This window comes from Luteolibacter ambystomatis, assembly GCF_018137965.1.
In the GTDB taxonomy this organism is placed as follows: domain Bacteria; phylum Verrucomicrobiota; class Verrucomicrobiia; order Verrucomicrobiales; family Akkermansiaceae; genus Luteolibacter; species Luteolibacter ambystomatis.
Map to the genome: position 1 here is coordinate 4,711,372 of NZ_CP073100.1, position 13,646 is coordinate 4,725,017.

Sequence of the window (13,646 nt, forward strand, 5' to 3'; positions counted from 1 at the left end):
TTTGGAGATCCCGTTTCCCCATGAACGCCATCCAAGCCGACATCACCACGCTCGCGGTTGATGCCATTGTGAACGCCGCCAATTCCTCACTCCTCGGTGGTAGCGGGGTGGATGGGGCGATTCATCGCGCTGCGGGGCCGGATCTGCTTCACGAATGCCGGCTGCTCGGGGGCTGCAAGACCGGTGAGGCCAAGATCACCAAAGGTTACCGCCTGTCCGCGCGGCATGTCATCCACACCGTCGGCCCGGTGTGGAATGGAGGTGACAGGGGCGAGCCGGAAAAACTCGCGAGCTGCTACCGGCGTTCATTGGAGGTGGTTGCGGAACATGGCCTGAAGTCGATCGCCTTTCCGGGCATCAGCACCGGCATCTATCGTTTCCCGGCGGATCTGGCGGCGCGGATCGCGGTTGAAACCGTGCGCGCGTTTCTAACAGAAAATCACGCCGTGATCGACGTGATCTTCTGCTGTTTCTCGGAGCGGGATCTGGCGCTCTATCGGGACCTGTTGTCCCGATGAGAAGGGTTTACTTTGTGCCGGGTTCCTGGAGTTGGATCGAGATCGCGCCGCTTTCGAAGCTGCTCGTCATGGGCATGCTCTCGTAGGCTTTCATCTGCTCGGGCGTCAGAATCGGGCGCAGGGCATCACGGCGTGCCTGCTGCTTGTCGACCATGGCCTGCGGATCGAAGCCATTGGAGGCGGGCTGTTCTTCCTCGCGCTGGGCCAGATCGCCGAGTGCTTGATACGCGCGGTCCTTTTGTTCCGGAGTGAGGGTCAGTCCTTGCTGGAGGCGGGTCATCTCGCGGTTGGTCGCGATCTCGATGCGGTTTTCCTTCCGCTCCTGCTGGAAGGCCTTGAACTTGGCTTGCTGCTCGGGAGTCAGAACCTCGGCGATCTTGGCATCCGTGGCGGATTGGGAAGCCTTGTCTCCCTCACCAAGCAGGGACGTCACGTTCACGGCAGAGGCATCGCCGGAGAGGACCGCGCCAATGTCATCGTTGCCGCTTTCTTTTTCGAGCAAGGCCCGCACCTTGGCAGCCTGCTCGTCGGTCAAACCGAGGCGGCTTTTCAAGGCGGCGAGGCGTTCATCGATCTTGCGGGCGCGTTTCTCCTCCTGCGCCTGCTTCATCTTCTCCATGATCTCTTTCATTTCCGGCGTCTGTTCGCCATCGGTGGAGCTGAAGGTCCGGATGACGGGTTTGTCGGATTTTTCCTGCCTTGAAGGCCGGGCAGGACGTTCCGACCTTGTTTCGGCAGCCGGGGACGAGTCCGGAGAGGACGTGATGGACGCCGGGGAGCTGCGGGTGGAGTTCGCTTCGGCTTGAGCCGTAGTGGGAGCGGGGGAAGGGGTGGAATAGGAACCGCCCGCCCAACCAAGGAGAACTCCGATGCCGAGGCCGGATGCGAATACGAGTGGAAGCTTCATCGGTCATTACAGCGTCCGGCCTTCCCGGATTTATCACCGGATTCCACAAAATTTCCCGGTAGCGGGAAAAGAGATCGGGCCACGCGACCGGATCAATACCCCCGCCAGAAGGCGAAGGCGCAGATCACCACGACCACGCCATAGGCCAGACCGGCGGAGCAGAGTGCCTTCCAGCGGCCCTGCGAGGCGGTTGCCCAGGTGACGGCGTCACGGAACAGATAAGGCATGCCCACCCAGAACAGCGAGGCGATGATCAGTCCGTAGGTGTAGATCGGAATCAGCAGCCGCGAGGTTGGATCCTTCAGGAAGGCCGCCTGCAGCAGCGGCGCGGCCACCATCAGTCCCAGTACGCCCAGCGCGCGCACGGCGAGGAAGTCTTTGACGGAAATGGACACCAGCACGATCGAGATCGGCACGATCAGCCGCAGCATCGGTTTCACGTTGTTGAACTCGCCGAGCTCCATGGACAGGGAATTCACCAGCCCCTTGCCCTCCGGGGCCACCAGCAGCCAGAACCAGATCAGGCCGATGCCCAGCAGGATCTGGCCGATCATCTTGTCGCGCGGGAGGCGCTTCAGGAAGGCCTGCACCGGCTGGGCTTTCGCTAACATGATGGCATGCGAAGCGATCAGAGACACCCCCAGAACCAAACCCGTGCTGAACAGCGGCAGCTTCTCGTAAGGGTGCATCGAGTCCATGTGCGCGGGAGATTCGGCGAGCCGGGAGCGGGCGACAAGGCCAAACTCGGGGCCGGATTCAACCCTGGGCTGGTACCCGTCCGAACAGCACATCCAGCTCCGCTTGGGTGACGATGCGCCAGTCGCCTTCCTCCAGATCCTCCGGCAGCTTCAGACCGCCGATGGAGATGCGCTTGAGCGCCACCACATGGTTTCCGGCGGCGGCGAACATCCGGCGGACTTGGTGGTAGCGGCCTTCGTGGAGAGTGATCAGGGCTTCCTTCTCGCCGAGAACCTCCAGCTCCGCGGGGAGCAGCGGCTTGCCCTCGTTGCGGAGGGTCAGGTTGCCACTGGCGAATAGTTCCTTCTCATGTCCCTCCAAGGGACGATCAAGGGTGACGTGGTAGACTTTCCCGAGATTGTACTTCGGATGAATGATACGGTGGAGCAGCGGTCCGTCGTCCGTCATCAGCAGCATGCCGGTGGTGTCCTTGTCGAGGCGGCCAACCGGGCTGAGCGTGGGGTTGCGGTGCTCGAAGCGCGGCGGCAGCAGGTCATACACCGTCACGTCCGGGTCTTCCTTGCTGCACGTGTAGCCGTCCGGCTTGTTGACGATGATCGTGAGCGGGCTCACCTGATCGAGCGGCTCGCCCTGGAAGCGGATCTGGTCATGTGGCGGGAAATCGCGTTCGCCGAGGACATGGCCGTCCGTGTCCGTGACGATTCCGGCCTTGAGGAAGCGTTCGACCTCGCGGCGCGAGCCGTAGCCGAGGTTGGCGAGGAGTTTGACGATTTTCACGGAAGGAAAAGGAAAGGGGAGAGGGAATCAGGAGGCGCGCTTTTCAGCGATGAGGATCTTGAAGGTCGCATCCTCGGCGGCTTTCCGCCAGGCGAACCCGGCGGCATCGAGTTCCGCCTCGTAGGGGAGCTGGCGGTTCGCCACCAGATACAGTTTTCCACCGCGTTTCAAGGCCCGGGCCGAGGAGTGGATGAACGCCTTGCCCAAGCCCACGTCCGTGAGCTGGCCGGAGTGGAAGGGCGGATTCATCACGATCGCATCATAGATATGGTGGAGACCACCCGCGACGTCATTCCACAGGAAGCATACCTCGATGTCGGTGTCGGCGAGGTTTTTCCGGGCCAGATCCAGCGCGCGGGCATCGGCCTCATGCAGGTCGATGCGGGTGACGCCGGTGCAATGGTCGTCGATCCAGCGTGAGAGGTAGCCCCAGCCCGCGCCGAGATCGGCCACATGCCCGCGCAGGCTGCGGGGCAGATGGGTGGTGAGGAACCGCGAACCGGGATCGACGTGCTCGGAGCTGAACACGCCCGCTTGTACGAGGAACGTCGTATCTGGAATCGTCCGCACCGCGCCGAGCTCACGCCACTCCGCCACGGTGGCGGTGTTCCAGCGGCCATCCTTCACGGCGTGGAAGGCGCGGCATTTGTTTTTCGAGAGCGAGGCAATGTGGCCCGCGGCCTTCGCCAGCTCTTTTTCAAAGCGGGCGGCACCGGCGGTATTCGGCATGGCCGCCACCAGCGTGCCGCCGTCTTCCAGCAGATCGTAGGCGGTGGCGAAGAGTGCGAGCGTCTCGTCTTTCGCTTTGCCGGGCAGCACCAGCACCACCGGCCATTTGCCCTCCGGCGTGTCCACGCGCTTGAAGCCCGCCGTTTCCCAGGCATCCGCCAGAGGTTTGAACGGCTGCCAGCCGACAATCTCCGGCCATGCCTTCAGCGCCTCATGCGGCTCCGCACCAAGAAACAAGGCATGCGTCGGCACCGGCAGGTCATCCTCTCCGGCGAAGACAAGCATCAGGGGTTCAAGGGCGGGGTTCATGATGGGTTCAGTCGCCGTCCAGCGGATCGGGGCAGCGGTCGCGCAGGCGGCAGCGTCCGCAGTAGTCGCCGATGAAGAGTTCGTCCACCCATTGTATGAGCTTGCGCAGGTCCGCCGGTTCGTCGGTCAGGAAGCCTGCTTCGAAATTGCGCTTGTCCGGGTGCTTCGCGCCCATGCCCGCGCCGGTGAGATTCGGCGAGCCGATGAAGGCACGCTTTCCATCCGCGATCACCGCTTTGGTGTGGACCCGCGGGCACAGCACGCGTTCGAAGAGATCGCTCCCGATCAAGGCGGGATGGCGGTCGAAGTCCGCGCGGAACCGCGGCCCGGGCTCCTTCGCGTGGATCAACCGGACCGCCACACCCTTGTCCACCAGATCCGCCAGCACATCCAGCAGCGGTATCGAACGCTTTCCTCGAATGACGTGCAGGTCCTTGATGTCCGCCGTGACGATCCACAGGAACCGGCGTGCCTCCGGCATCAGGTCCTCCACGACCCGGGGGTAGATCTCCTCGTTGAGGATCAATTCGCGCACGCCCCGGTGTAGTCCGGAAATGCGTGTGACGGAAAGCGCGGATCACTTCCGCCCGGCGGCAATGATGTCCCGGCTTTCCAGCACCGGCTGCGGCCAACCGTGGCGCGCGACCTCGATCATCGCTCGTCCGACCTCCTCCGTGGTGGTGATGTGGTTGGGAAACATCCGGCGGAGCAGCGGGATGGTGAAGCCCGTCAGGCGATAGAGCGTATCGTAGAGCCGGGTTTTCGAGCGGATGCCGTGCAGCGGCTGGATCATGCCCGGGCGGAACAGATGGACCGCTTGGAAGGGAAGCCGCAGCAGGGCGTTCTCCGTGGCGCCCTTGACCCGCGCCCACATCACCCGGCCATGCTCGGTGCTGTCGGTCCCGGCACCCGAGACGTAGATGAAGGTCATTCCGGGGTTCAGTTCCGCCAGCGTCCGTGCCGCTCCGAGAGTGAGATCGTAGGTCAGTTTGCGGTAGGCCTCCTCGGTCATGCCTCCGGCCGAGACGCCCAGCGGGAAGAAGCAGGCGTCATAGCCTTTGAGCTGTTCCTTTACCGAGGTGAGATCGGAGACGTCTGGAATCACCAGCTCGCTCAATTTCGCATGGGATTGCCCCAGCGAACTGCGGGCGACTACGAGTACCGCCTCGACTGTCGGGTCGAGGAGGCATTCGCGCAGCACGCCCTGCCCCACCATTCCGGAGGCACCGAATAGAATCACCTTCATGTTCATCGTTTCGAGGACGGTCGTCCGCCACGTCTTCCCTTCGGGTAGTTCACCGGCTTCGGGGATTCGGGCTGCTTGCCATCTCCCTTGAGGGCGGCGATCTGGTCGCGGAGGTGGGCGGCGCGTTCGAATTCCAAGCGACCGGCGGCCTCGCGCATTTCCTCCTCCAGTTCGGCGATCACACGGACCTTGTCGTAGGCGGCTTCGTCCTCCGCCACGAGTGACGAGGCCATTTTTTCCGCACCTTCGCGCTGGTTCGAGTAAACTTGGAGGCTTTCCTGCACGGCGCGTTTCACGCTCTGCGGCGTGATGCCATGTTCCTCGTTGTGCTCCTGCTGGCGGGTGCGGCGATGTTCGGTGACATCGAGCAGCTTCTGGATCGAGTCGGTGACCTGATCGCAGAAGATCACGCACTCGCCGTTCAAGTGGCGGGCGGCGCGACCGGCGGTCTGGATGAGGCTGGTTTCGTTGCGGAGGAAGCCTTCCTTGTCCGCATCGAGAATGCAGACCAGCGAGACTTCCGGCAGATCGAGGCCTTCGCGGAGCAGGTTGATGCCCACGAGGATGTCGAAGGCGGCGGCGCGGAGCTGGCGCAGGATTTCCACGCGCTCGACCGCGTCGATGTCGGCATGGATGTAACGGACCTTGAGGCCGGTTCCCATGAGATACTCGGTGAGATCCTCGGCGGTTTTCTTGGTGAGCGTGGTGACCAGCACGCGCTCGCCGCGCTCCACACGCTGGCGGCAGAGCTCGATGGTCTCATCGATCTGGCCTTTCAGGGGGCGCATGATCACGACCGGATCGAGCAGGCCGGTGGGGCGGATGATTTGCTCCACGATCAAGGGTGTTCCACGCCTGGTGGCATCGAAGGCTTCCACCGGCTGGTCGCTGCCGCTCGGGATGATGCGGAGTTTTTTCAGGTCGATGATCTTGTTGCCACGGCTGTCCTTCTCGTTGACCGGGATGAAGCCTTTGTTTTCCGGGCGGGAGTTCACCACTTCGAAAGGCCCCGGCGTGGCGGTCACGTAGAGCCGCTGGTCGGTCATGTGCATGTACTCGTCGAAGCGCAACGGCCGGTTGTCGAGCGCGCTGGGCAGTCGGAAGCCGTGATTGACGAGCACCGTCTTGCGGCTCTTGTCGCCCTCATACATGCCGCCTACCTGCGGGATGGTGGCGTGGCTTTCATCGACCAGCAGCAGGAAATCGCGCGGGAAGAAATCGAGCAACGTGTGCGGCCGCGCGCCGGGTTCGCGGCCGGTGAGGTGGCGCGAGTAGTTCTCGATGCCTTGGCAGAAGCCCATTTCCTGCATCATCTCCAAGTCGTACTCGGTGCGCATGCGCAGGCGCTGGGCCTCGAGCAGCTTGCCCTCCTTCTCGAACTCCGCGATGCGGCCGTCGAGCTCCTTGCGGATCTCCACCACCGCGCGCTTCAGCTTGTCGCTGGAGGTGACGAACTGCTTCGCGGGGAAAAACGTATGCTTGTCGATGCGCTCGATCACCGCTCCGGTGAGCGTGTCGATGGATGACATGCGGTCGATCTCATCGCCGAAGAACTCCACGCGGATCGCCGTTTCATCGAGATAGGCGGGATGGATCTCGACCACATCCCCACGCACGCGGAACTTGCCGCGGCCGAAGGCGATGTCGTTGCGTTCGAAGAGCATCGAAACCAACGACTCCAGCAGCTCGTCGCGCCGGATCTGCTGGCCCACCCAGATGGGCAGCATCGCTCCCTCGTAGTCTTCCGGCGAACCCAAGCCGTAGATGCAGGACACCGAGGCGACCACGATCGTGTCGCGGCGAGTCAACAGCGAGCCCATCGTCGAAAGCCGCAGCCGCTCGATCTCATCGTTGATGGACGAATCCTTCTCGATGTAGGTGTCGGTGCGCGGGATGTAGGCCTCGGGCTGGTAGTAATCGAAGTAGCTGACGAAGTACTCGACCGCGTTGTGCGGGAAGAAGTTCTTGAACTCCGAATAGAGCTGTGCGGCCAGCGTCTTGTTGTGGCTCATGATCAGCGCGGGCCTGCCGAGCCGCGCGATCACGTTGGCCATGGTGAAGGTCTTGCCCGAGCCGGTCACGCCGAGCAGCGTCTGGTGCTTGTTCCCCGCTTCCAGGGATTTCACCAGTTTCTCGATCGCCTGCCCCTGGTCGCCCCGGGGTTCGTAGTCGCTGACCAGCTTGAAAGACACGCCCCTCTGTAATGGCGGAATGCCCGGGCCGCAAGGGGGCGGGTTGGGCGTTCCTTCACTCCTTGAACTTCAGCGCGCCATCCGCGGTGAACTCGAACATCGGCCCCCACACGATTTCCCAGTGGTAGCCATTCGGGTCGCGGAAGTAGCCGCTGAAACCGCCCCAGAAGGTGTCCTGCGGTTCTTTGTCCACTCTCGCTCCGGCAGTGCGGGCGCGGTCGAGGATGGCGACCACTTCCTCCTGGCTGCGGGCATTGTGGGCCAGGGTGATGCCGCTGAAGCCGGAACGGGTGCGTGGCGTTTCCTCCGAGATATCCTCGGCCAGCTTTTCCAGCGGATAGAGCGAGATCCAACAACCGGGCAGCGGGAAGAACACCACATCCTCGTGATCGCGGTTCGGCGGAGTATCGAAGATCGCGCTGTAAAAGCGGGCGGAAGTTTCGAGGTCTGCCACGCCGAGCGTGACCACGGTGAGTCGGTTCATGAGTTCAGGCCTTTTTGTTCCGCATGGCGTGGACCTGTTGGAGGTCCTTGCGTTTTTCGAAGGCACGGTATTCCGCTGATCCAGCAGGCACCACGGCGATCTTTCCTCCCTCATCAAAATGGAAGCCCCATCCGTAGCGCTTTGCGAGGGAGGAACAGCGAAGGCAGGGGATCGGCTTGGAACGCACGCGCTTCACGATTTCCGCGCGGGTTTCCTTTTCCTCCGGATCACGGCGCAGCTCGCTTTCCACCACCAGAGCCTCGTGGGTGTAATGATAGGGCGCATCCCTCAGCAGACCGAGCTGGATGGTATGCACCGGCACGGTTTTGCCTCGCGCGGGCGGCTCGATGGCGTGGCTTTCCGGACAATCCGCGGCGATGCGAACGAAGGTGTTCGTGTAGCTCATGGCTTCGGCGGCAGATACTCGAAACTGGATGCCCGCAACTCCGCTTCCCGTTGGAGCACCCAGGGCCGTAGCGCGACCAGATCCTCATCCTTCAGCGCCATGGCGATCACGTTTTCCGGATCGGCATGGATCGTGCGGTTGAGAAAATCCTTCGCCTCATCCATCCGGCCCTGCACGCAGGCATAGCACGCGAGATTGTAGAGCACGATGCCCTCCGGCGGGTGATGGGCCAGCGCGCCACGAAGGATGGCGTCCGCGGCCTCGATCGAATGGGCGCGGCGTTGCGCATACGCTCCCTGGATCCACCAGAAGATCTCGCTGGGCTCTTTTTCCAACATCGGCAGGCACAGTGCGGCCGCATCGCCCCACCGTCCCATCCGGCCGAGGATCTCCACGCGGAGCTGCCGTACCGGCGAGTGCTCATCATGAGCGGCAGGGAGCTCGGACATCTCGTTCCAAGCGTCCTCGGCCATGCCGAGTTCGAGGAAGCCCAGAGCGCGTTGGCAGGTGGCGGCGGTTTCGGGTGTCACGGAAGTACGTTCCTCCGGCAGGCCGGAATGGCAACCATTATACATGTCCCATGCCGCTATGGCAAATGGTCCCGGAGGGCCGATATTCCCCGCTGGCGGACGATCCCGATCTGTGGAAGAGTGGGAGCGGCATGATCGAACTATTCCGGGTCAGGGATTTCACGGTGGTCGGATTTTACCAGAGCCTCTTGGAAGCGGAAGGAATTCAAACCTTTGTCCGCAACGAGAACCTCTCTTCCACCGAGGTTTCCATCCCCACGTTCTGCCCCGCGTTGTGCATCCTGAACGAGGAGGATCATCCTCGTGCCCTTGAGATCCTCCAGGCCTATGCCTCGCCCGATGCCTCAGCCCCGGTAGGGGAGGACTGGGCCTGCAAGGCCTGCGGCGAACAGAATCCCGGAAATTTCGATCTGTGCTGGTCCTGTGAAACCCCGCGTGGCGGAATCCTGGAAGAACCTCCCCTCTAACCATGGCCTTCACCCTGCATCCCCGCCTCGCCGCCGGCTCCTTTGATCTCGGACGCCTCGGTATCTGCCGCCTGCTCCTCAAAAACAACGCGATCTTTCCCTGGTTCCTGCTGGTGCCGGAGGTCGAGGACGGCATTGAGGACCTGCACCAACTCTCTCCGGAGCAACATGCCGAGGTTACCGCGGCCATCCGCACGGTGTCCCAGTTCATGTCGGACCATTTCCAACCGAGGAAGCTCAACGTCGCCTGCATCGGCAACCAGGTCCACCAGATGCACATCCACCTCATCGCCCGCAATGAGGATGATCCGGCCTGGCCGGGGACGGTGTGGGACTATTTCGGCAAGCGCGAGTATGAGGATGCCGAGGTGGAGGAGATCCGGAAGGCCGTGGCGGCAGGGTTGGGATTGAGCTAGAGGGAGTCCACGGAGGGGAGTTGCAAGAATTGCGTGAGATTGAGGTCCGCGACTCCGTAGTTGGGTCTGATGAAAACCCTGACCGCTCTGTTGTTCGTTTCACCGATCGCAATCGCCGAACCCGTTTCCCTCTTCAATGGCAAGGATCTCACCGGCTGGCATGCCGACGTGCCAGCTGCGGACAAGGATCCGAAAATCGCCCCGAGCTTCATCGTCCGCGATGGCATGCTCGTTTCCCTGGGCAAGCCTGGTGGCCATCTCATCACGGACAAGGAGTACTCCAACTACAAGCTAGAAGTGCAATACCGCTTCGCCGCGAAGCCGGGGAACTGCGGCGTGCTCGTCCATGCTTCGAAGCCGCGCGTGCTCTACAACATGTTCCCGCAGTCCATCGAGGTGCAGATGATGTCCGGGGATGCCGGGGATTTCTGGTGCATCGGGGAAAACATCGAGGTGCCGGACATGGAGAAGCGCCGTCCGAAAAAAGACGGCCAGGCCTATGGCGGCGGAGCGAACGATGCCCGCCGCATCCTCAATCTCACCGATGGCTCGGAGAAGCCGGTGGGCGAGTGGAACACCATGGTCATCGAGTGCAAGGGAGACACCGTGAAGGTCTCGGTCAATGGCACGGTGGTGAACGACGGTTCGAAGTGCACCGCCACCAAGGGCCAGATCGCCTTGCAGGCGGAGGGTTCGGAGGTGGAATTCCGCAAGCTGGAGATCACCCAGCAATAGGAGCGTTCCGTGTCGTTTCAAACGCCGCGTCTCGCAACTGCGGCCTGCTAACACATGACAGTTGTGCATCCCATCCGGACGGCTATCTTCCTGCCGTCCGATGAATGCCCTCGCGCCCTCTCCGCTCTCCACGGGTGTCGTGTTCCAGGCGAAGAAATTGCGGAAGGTGTATCACACCGGCGAGCTGGATGTCGTCGCGCTGCATGGCGTGGACATGGAACTGAATGCGGGTGAACTGGTCTGCTTGCTCGGTGCGTCCGGCAGCGGCAAGTCGACCTTGCTGAACATCCTTGGCGGCTTGGATATTCCCACCTCCGGTGAATTGCTTTACAAGGGCTGGCCGTTGGATGGCTCGGATGAAAACACGTTGACCCTCTTCCGCCGGAACTGCGTGGGCTTCGTCTTCCAGTTCTACAACCTCATCCCCAGCCTCACTGCCCGCGAGAATGTGGCGCTCATCACCAGCATCTCGCGGAATCCGATGACGCCGGAGGAGGCGCTGGAAATGGTCGGTCTCGGCAAACGCATGGATCATTTCCCGTCCCAGCTTTCCGGCGGGGAGCAGCAGCGCGTCGCCATCGCCCGCGCCATCGCGAAGCGTCCGGAAGTTCTCCTGTGCGACGAACCCACCGGTGCGCTCGATGTGACCACCGGCATCACCGTGCTGGAGGCCGTGGAGCGCATCAACCGCGAGCTCGGCACGCTCACCGTGGTCATCACCCACAATGCGGCGATGGCGGACATGGCCGATCGAGTCCTGCATCTTTCCGATGGCAGGATTGTCGATTCCCATCGCAACGAAACCCGCATGCCCGCGGCGCAACTGAAATGGTGAACCCGCCGCTGCCCGCATGATTTCACCGCTCGACCGGAAACTGCTGCGCGATCTCGGCCGTATGAAAGGCCAGGTCATCGCCGTCAGTCTGGTGATGGCCTGCGGGCTGGCGATGATGATCATGACCCGCAGCCTGATCCTCACGCTGGAGTCCACGCGGGATGCCTACTACGAACAGTTCGCGCTGGCGGACGTGTTCGCCTCGTTGAAACGCGCGCCTCTTTCCGCCGCGGCGGAGTTGGAAAAACTGCCGGGCGTTTCCGTGGTCGAGCCGCGGGTGGCGGTGGACGTCACGCTTGATCTGCCCGGGCTCGCGGAGCCTGCCACCGGGCATGTCATCTCGCTGCCGGAGGATGGCGGCGCGCCGAAGTTGAACCGGATCTTTCTTCGCACCGGCCGTATGCCGGAGATCGATTCGCGGCGCGAGGTGGTGGTGGGCGAGGCCTTCGCCACCGAGAACGGATTGAAGCCAGGCGACTCGCTGGTGGCGGTGATCAACGGCCATCGTGAAACCCTCCAGATTTGCGGCATCGGGCTTTCACCGGAATTCGTGTTCGAGGCCCGCGCCGGGGAAACGCTGCCGGACCACAAGCGCTTCAGTGTGATTTGGATGAACTATCGCGCGCTGGCGGTGGCGTACAATCTCGATGGCGCGTTTAACGACGTTTGCATCGATCTTGCACCCGGTGCCGTGTCCGAGCCGGTGATGGAGGCGATGGATCGCATCCTGGCGCCCTATGGCGCGGGAGGTGCCTACACGCGGAAGGATCAGGCATCGGCCCAACGTCTCGGCGATGAACTGAAGGTGCTGCATGCCTTGTCCGTGGTCTATCCGCTGGTGTTCCTCAGTGTGGCCGCGTTCATGGTGAATTCCGTGTTATCCCGCATCGTGCGGCTCCAGCGCGAGCAGATCGCGCAGATGAAGGCGCTCGGCTATTCCTCGCGGCAGGTCGGTGTGCATTACCTGAAGTTCGTGGTGGTGATCGGCTTCCTCGGCACGGTCATCGGCGGTTTGGCGGGGCGGTGGATGGGCGGCGGGCTGGTGAACCTCTACACGATGTTTTTCCGCTTCCCGTCGCTGGAGTTCCGCATGGACTACGGAGCCTTGCTGACCGCGTTGCTGGTGAGCGCGGGCGCTTCCGCCGCCGGCGTGATCACGGTGGTGTGGCAGGCGGTGAAGCTGCCTCCGGCCGAGGCGATGCGGCCGGAGCCACCTGCGGATTTCAAGCCGTCGCTGTTCGAACGCATCGGCCTCACGCGGTTCTTCAGCCCGGTATTCCGCATGGCGCTGCGCAACATCGAGCGCCGTCCGTGGCAGGCGGTCTTCACGTCCGCAGGCATCGCGCTGGCCACCGGGTTGATGGTGCTGCCCGGGGCGATGGAGAACAGCATCGATTATCTGCTGACCTTCCAGTGGAACCGCCAGCAGCGCCAGGACGTGGCGGTATTCCTGGTGGAGCCATCGTCGGAGAAAGGCCTGCACGATCTGGAACATCTTCCCGGCGTGACGCTTGCGGAGCCGATCCGCAGCGTGCAGACGCGCCTGCGATACGGGCACCATCATCGGAAGCTCGCCATTACCGGCCTTCCGCCCGGTGCGAACCTCAACCGTCTGCTCGATGAACAAGGCGAGACGATCACCATGCCGGAAGAGGGTCTCATCATGTCGAAGAAGCTTGCGGAGGTGATCGGCGCGAACATTGGAGATGAAGTGCAGGTCGAGGTCATGGAAGGTCGCCGTCCGATCCTGAGCATTCCGATCCGTGGCTTGGTCACGGATTACGCGGGAGTCGCGGCCTACATGGACATCGCCGCGTTGCGTCGGCTCATGCACGAGGGTGATACGGTGAATGGCGCCTACCTCACGCTCGACCACAGCCGCTGGGACGACTTCATGCGCGAGGTGAAAGATACGCCGCGCGCGGCCATTGTGATGGTGAAGCGCGACCAACTCGCGTCGTTCCGCGAAACCACGGCGAAGAGCATCGGGCTGATGCGCACGCTTTACTTCGTGCTCGCGGTCATCGTCGCCTTCGGAGTCGTTTACAACAGCTCGCGCATCGCCCTGTCCGAACGCAGCCGCGAACTGGCGACGCTGCGCGTGGTGGGCTTCAACATGTCCGAGGTCCGTGGCGTGTTATTGGGCGAGCTGTCGCTGCTGGTGCTTTCCGCCATCCCTGTCGGGCTTGCGCTGGGAAAGGGACTGGTGCTGCTCATCATGTCCTCCTTCAGCACGGAAACCGTGCGCATGCCCATCGTGGTGGAGAGCTCCACCTATTCCATCGCCGTGTTGGTGGTGCTTTCCGCCGCAGCATTCTCCTTCACCCTGGTCAGCCGCATGCTCGGCAAACTCGATCTCGTCGGCGTCTTGAAGGCGCGCGATTGAACCTTCATCC

16 protein-coding genes are annotated in these 13,646 nt (G+C 62.7%); 6 read left to right on the top strand and 10 right to left on the bottom strand.

What is annotated here, in order from left to right; translation table 11 throughout:
• Positions 1-20 precede the first annotated feature (20 nt).
• Positions 21-518 (top strand): O-acetyl-ADP-ribose deacetylase, encoded by a 498-nt coding sequence (locus KBB96_RS18305; RefSeq protein ID WP_211630939.1) that lies wholly within the window; start codon positions 21-23, stop codon positions 516-518.
• A 7-nt stretch (positions 519-525) separates the two neighbouring features.
• Here the strand turns inward: KBB96_RS18305 and KBB96_RS18310 are convergent, their stop codons facing one another.
• The 10 genes from KBB96_RS18310 to KBB96_RS18355 all read right to left on the bottom strand — a co-directional run bounded on the left by KBB96_RS18310 (position 526) and on the right by KBB96_RS18355 (position 8,797).
• On the bottom strand, positions 526-1,425 hold the full coding sequence (locus KBB96_RS18310) for a hypothetical protein (protein WP_211630940.1): 900 nt from the start codon (positions 1,423-1,425) through the stop codon (positions 526-528).
• 92 nt (positions 1,426-1,517) lie between these two features.
• Positions 1,518-2,123, bottom strand: a complete 606-nt coding sequence (locus KBB96_RS18315) for a hypothetical protein (RefSeq protein ID WP_211630941.1) — start codon at positions 2,121-2,123, stop codon at positions 1,518-1,520.
• Between the two features lie 58 nt (positions 2,124-2,181).
• Positions 2,182-2,901: a pseudouridine synthase gene (locus KBB96_RS18320; protein ID WP_211630942.1), complete on the bottom strand. Its 720-nt coding sequence runs from the start codon at positions 2,899-2,901 to the stop codon at positions 2,182-2,184.
• A gap of 27 nt (positions 2,902-2,928) precedes the next feature.
• On the bottom strand, positions 2,929-3,939 hold the full coding sequence (locus KBB96_RS18325; RefSeq protein ID WP_211630943.1) for a class I SAM-dependent methyltransferase: 1,011 nt from the start codon (positions 3,937-3,939) through the stop codon (positions 2,929-2,931).
• Between the two features lie 7 nt (positions 3,940-3,946).
• Complete coding sequence (locus KBB96_RS18330; protein ID WP_226373582.1) at positions 3,947-4,474, bottom strand: phospholipase D-like domain-containing protein; 528 nt, start codon at positions 4,472-4,474, stop codon at positions 3,947-3,949.
• A gap of 42 nt (positions 4,475-4,516) precedes the next feature.
• Positions 4,517-5,185 carry a Rossmann-fold NAD(P)-binding domain-containing protein gene (locus KBB96_RS18335; protein ID WP_211630944.1) on the bottom strand — a complete coding sequence of 223 codons (669 nt, stop codon included), beginning with the start codon at positions 5,183-5,185 and terminating at the stop codon, positions 4,517-4,519.
• A 2-nt stretch (positions 5,186-5,187) separates the two neighbouring features.
• Positions 5,188-7,377 (bottom strand): excinuclease ABC subunit UvrB, encoded by a 2,190-nt coding sequence (locus KBB96_RS18340; RefSeq protein WP_318971841.1) that lies wholly within the window; start codon positions 7,375-7,377, stop codon positions 5,188-5,190.
• A gap of 55 nt (positions 7,378-7,432) precedes the next feature.
• A complete protein-coding gene (locus tag KBB96_RS18345; protein ID WP_211630945.1) occupies positions 7,433-7,861 on the bottom strand; it encodes a VOC family protein in 429 nt (142 codons plus the stop codon).
• Between the two features lie 4 nt (positions 7,862-7,865).
• Positions 7,866-8,267: a DUF6157 family protein gene (locus KBB96_RS18350; protein WP_211630946.1), complete on the bottom strand. Its 402-nt coding sequence runs from the start codon at positions 8,265-8,267 to the stop codon at positions 7,866-7,868.
• Positions 8,264-8,797 carry a tetratricopeptide repeat protein gene (locus tag KBB96_RS18355; RefSeq protein ID WP_211630947.1) on the bottom strand — a complete coding sequence of 178 codons (534 nt, stop codon included), beginning with the start codon at positions 8,795-8,797 and terminating at the stop codon, positions 8,264-8,266. Before KBB96_RS18355 ends, KBB96_RS18350 begins: the two co-directional genes overlap by 4 nt.
• A gap of 50 nt (positions 8,798-8,847) precedes the next feature.
• On the opposite strand from KBB96_RS18355, the gene KBB96_RS18360 reads away from it, so the two are divergent.
• From KBB96_RS18360 to KBB96_RS18380, 5 genes are all read left to right on the top strand, one after another.
• Positions 8,848-9,264: a putative signal transducing protein gene (locus KBB96_RS18360; protein ID WP_211630948.1), complete on the top strand. Its 417-nt coding sequence runs from the start codon at positions 8,848-8,850 to the stop codon at positions 9,262-9,264.
• A 2-nt stretch (positions 9,265-9,266) separates the two neighbouring features.
• Positions 9,267-9,680: an HIT family protein gene (locus tag KBB96_RS18365; protein ID WP_211630949.1), complete on the top strand. Its 414-nt coding sequence runs from the start codon at positions 9,267-9,269 to the stop codon at positions 9,678-9,680.
• Positions 9,681-9,749: 69 nt separating this feature from the next.
• Positions 9,750-10,415 (top strand): 3-keto-disaccharide hydrolase, encoded by a 666-nt coding sequence (locus KBB96_RS18370; RefSeq protein WP_211630950.1) that lies wholly within the window; start codon positions 9,750-9,752, stop codon positions 10,413-10,415.
• Between the two features lie 100 nt (positions 10,416-10,515).
• Positions 10,516-11,250, top strand: coding sequence for an ABC transporter ATP-binding protein (locus KBB96_RS18375; protein ID WP_211630951.1), 735 nt, complete (start codon positions 10,516-10,518; stop codon positions 11,248-11,250).
• 16 nt (positions 11,251-11,266) lie between these two features.
• A complete protein-coding gene (locus KBB96_RS18380; protein WP_211630952.1) occupies positions 11,267-13,636 on the top strand; it encodes an ABC transporter permease in 2,370 nt (789 codons plus the stop codon).
• Positions 13,637-13,646 lie beyond the last annotated feature (10 nt).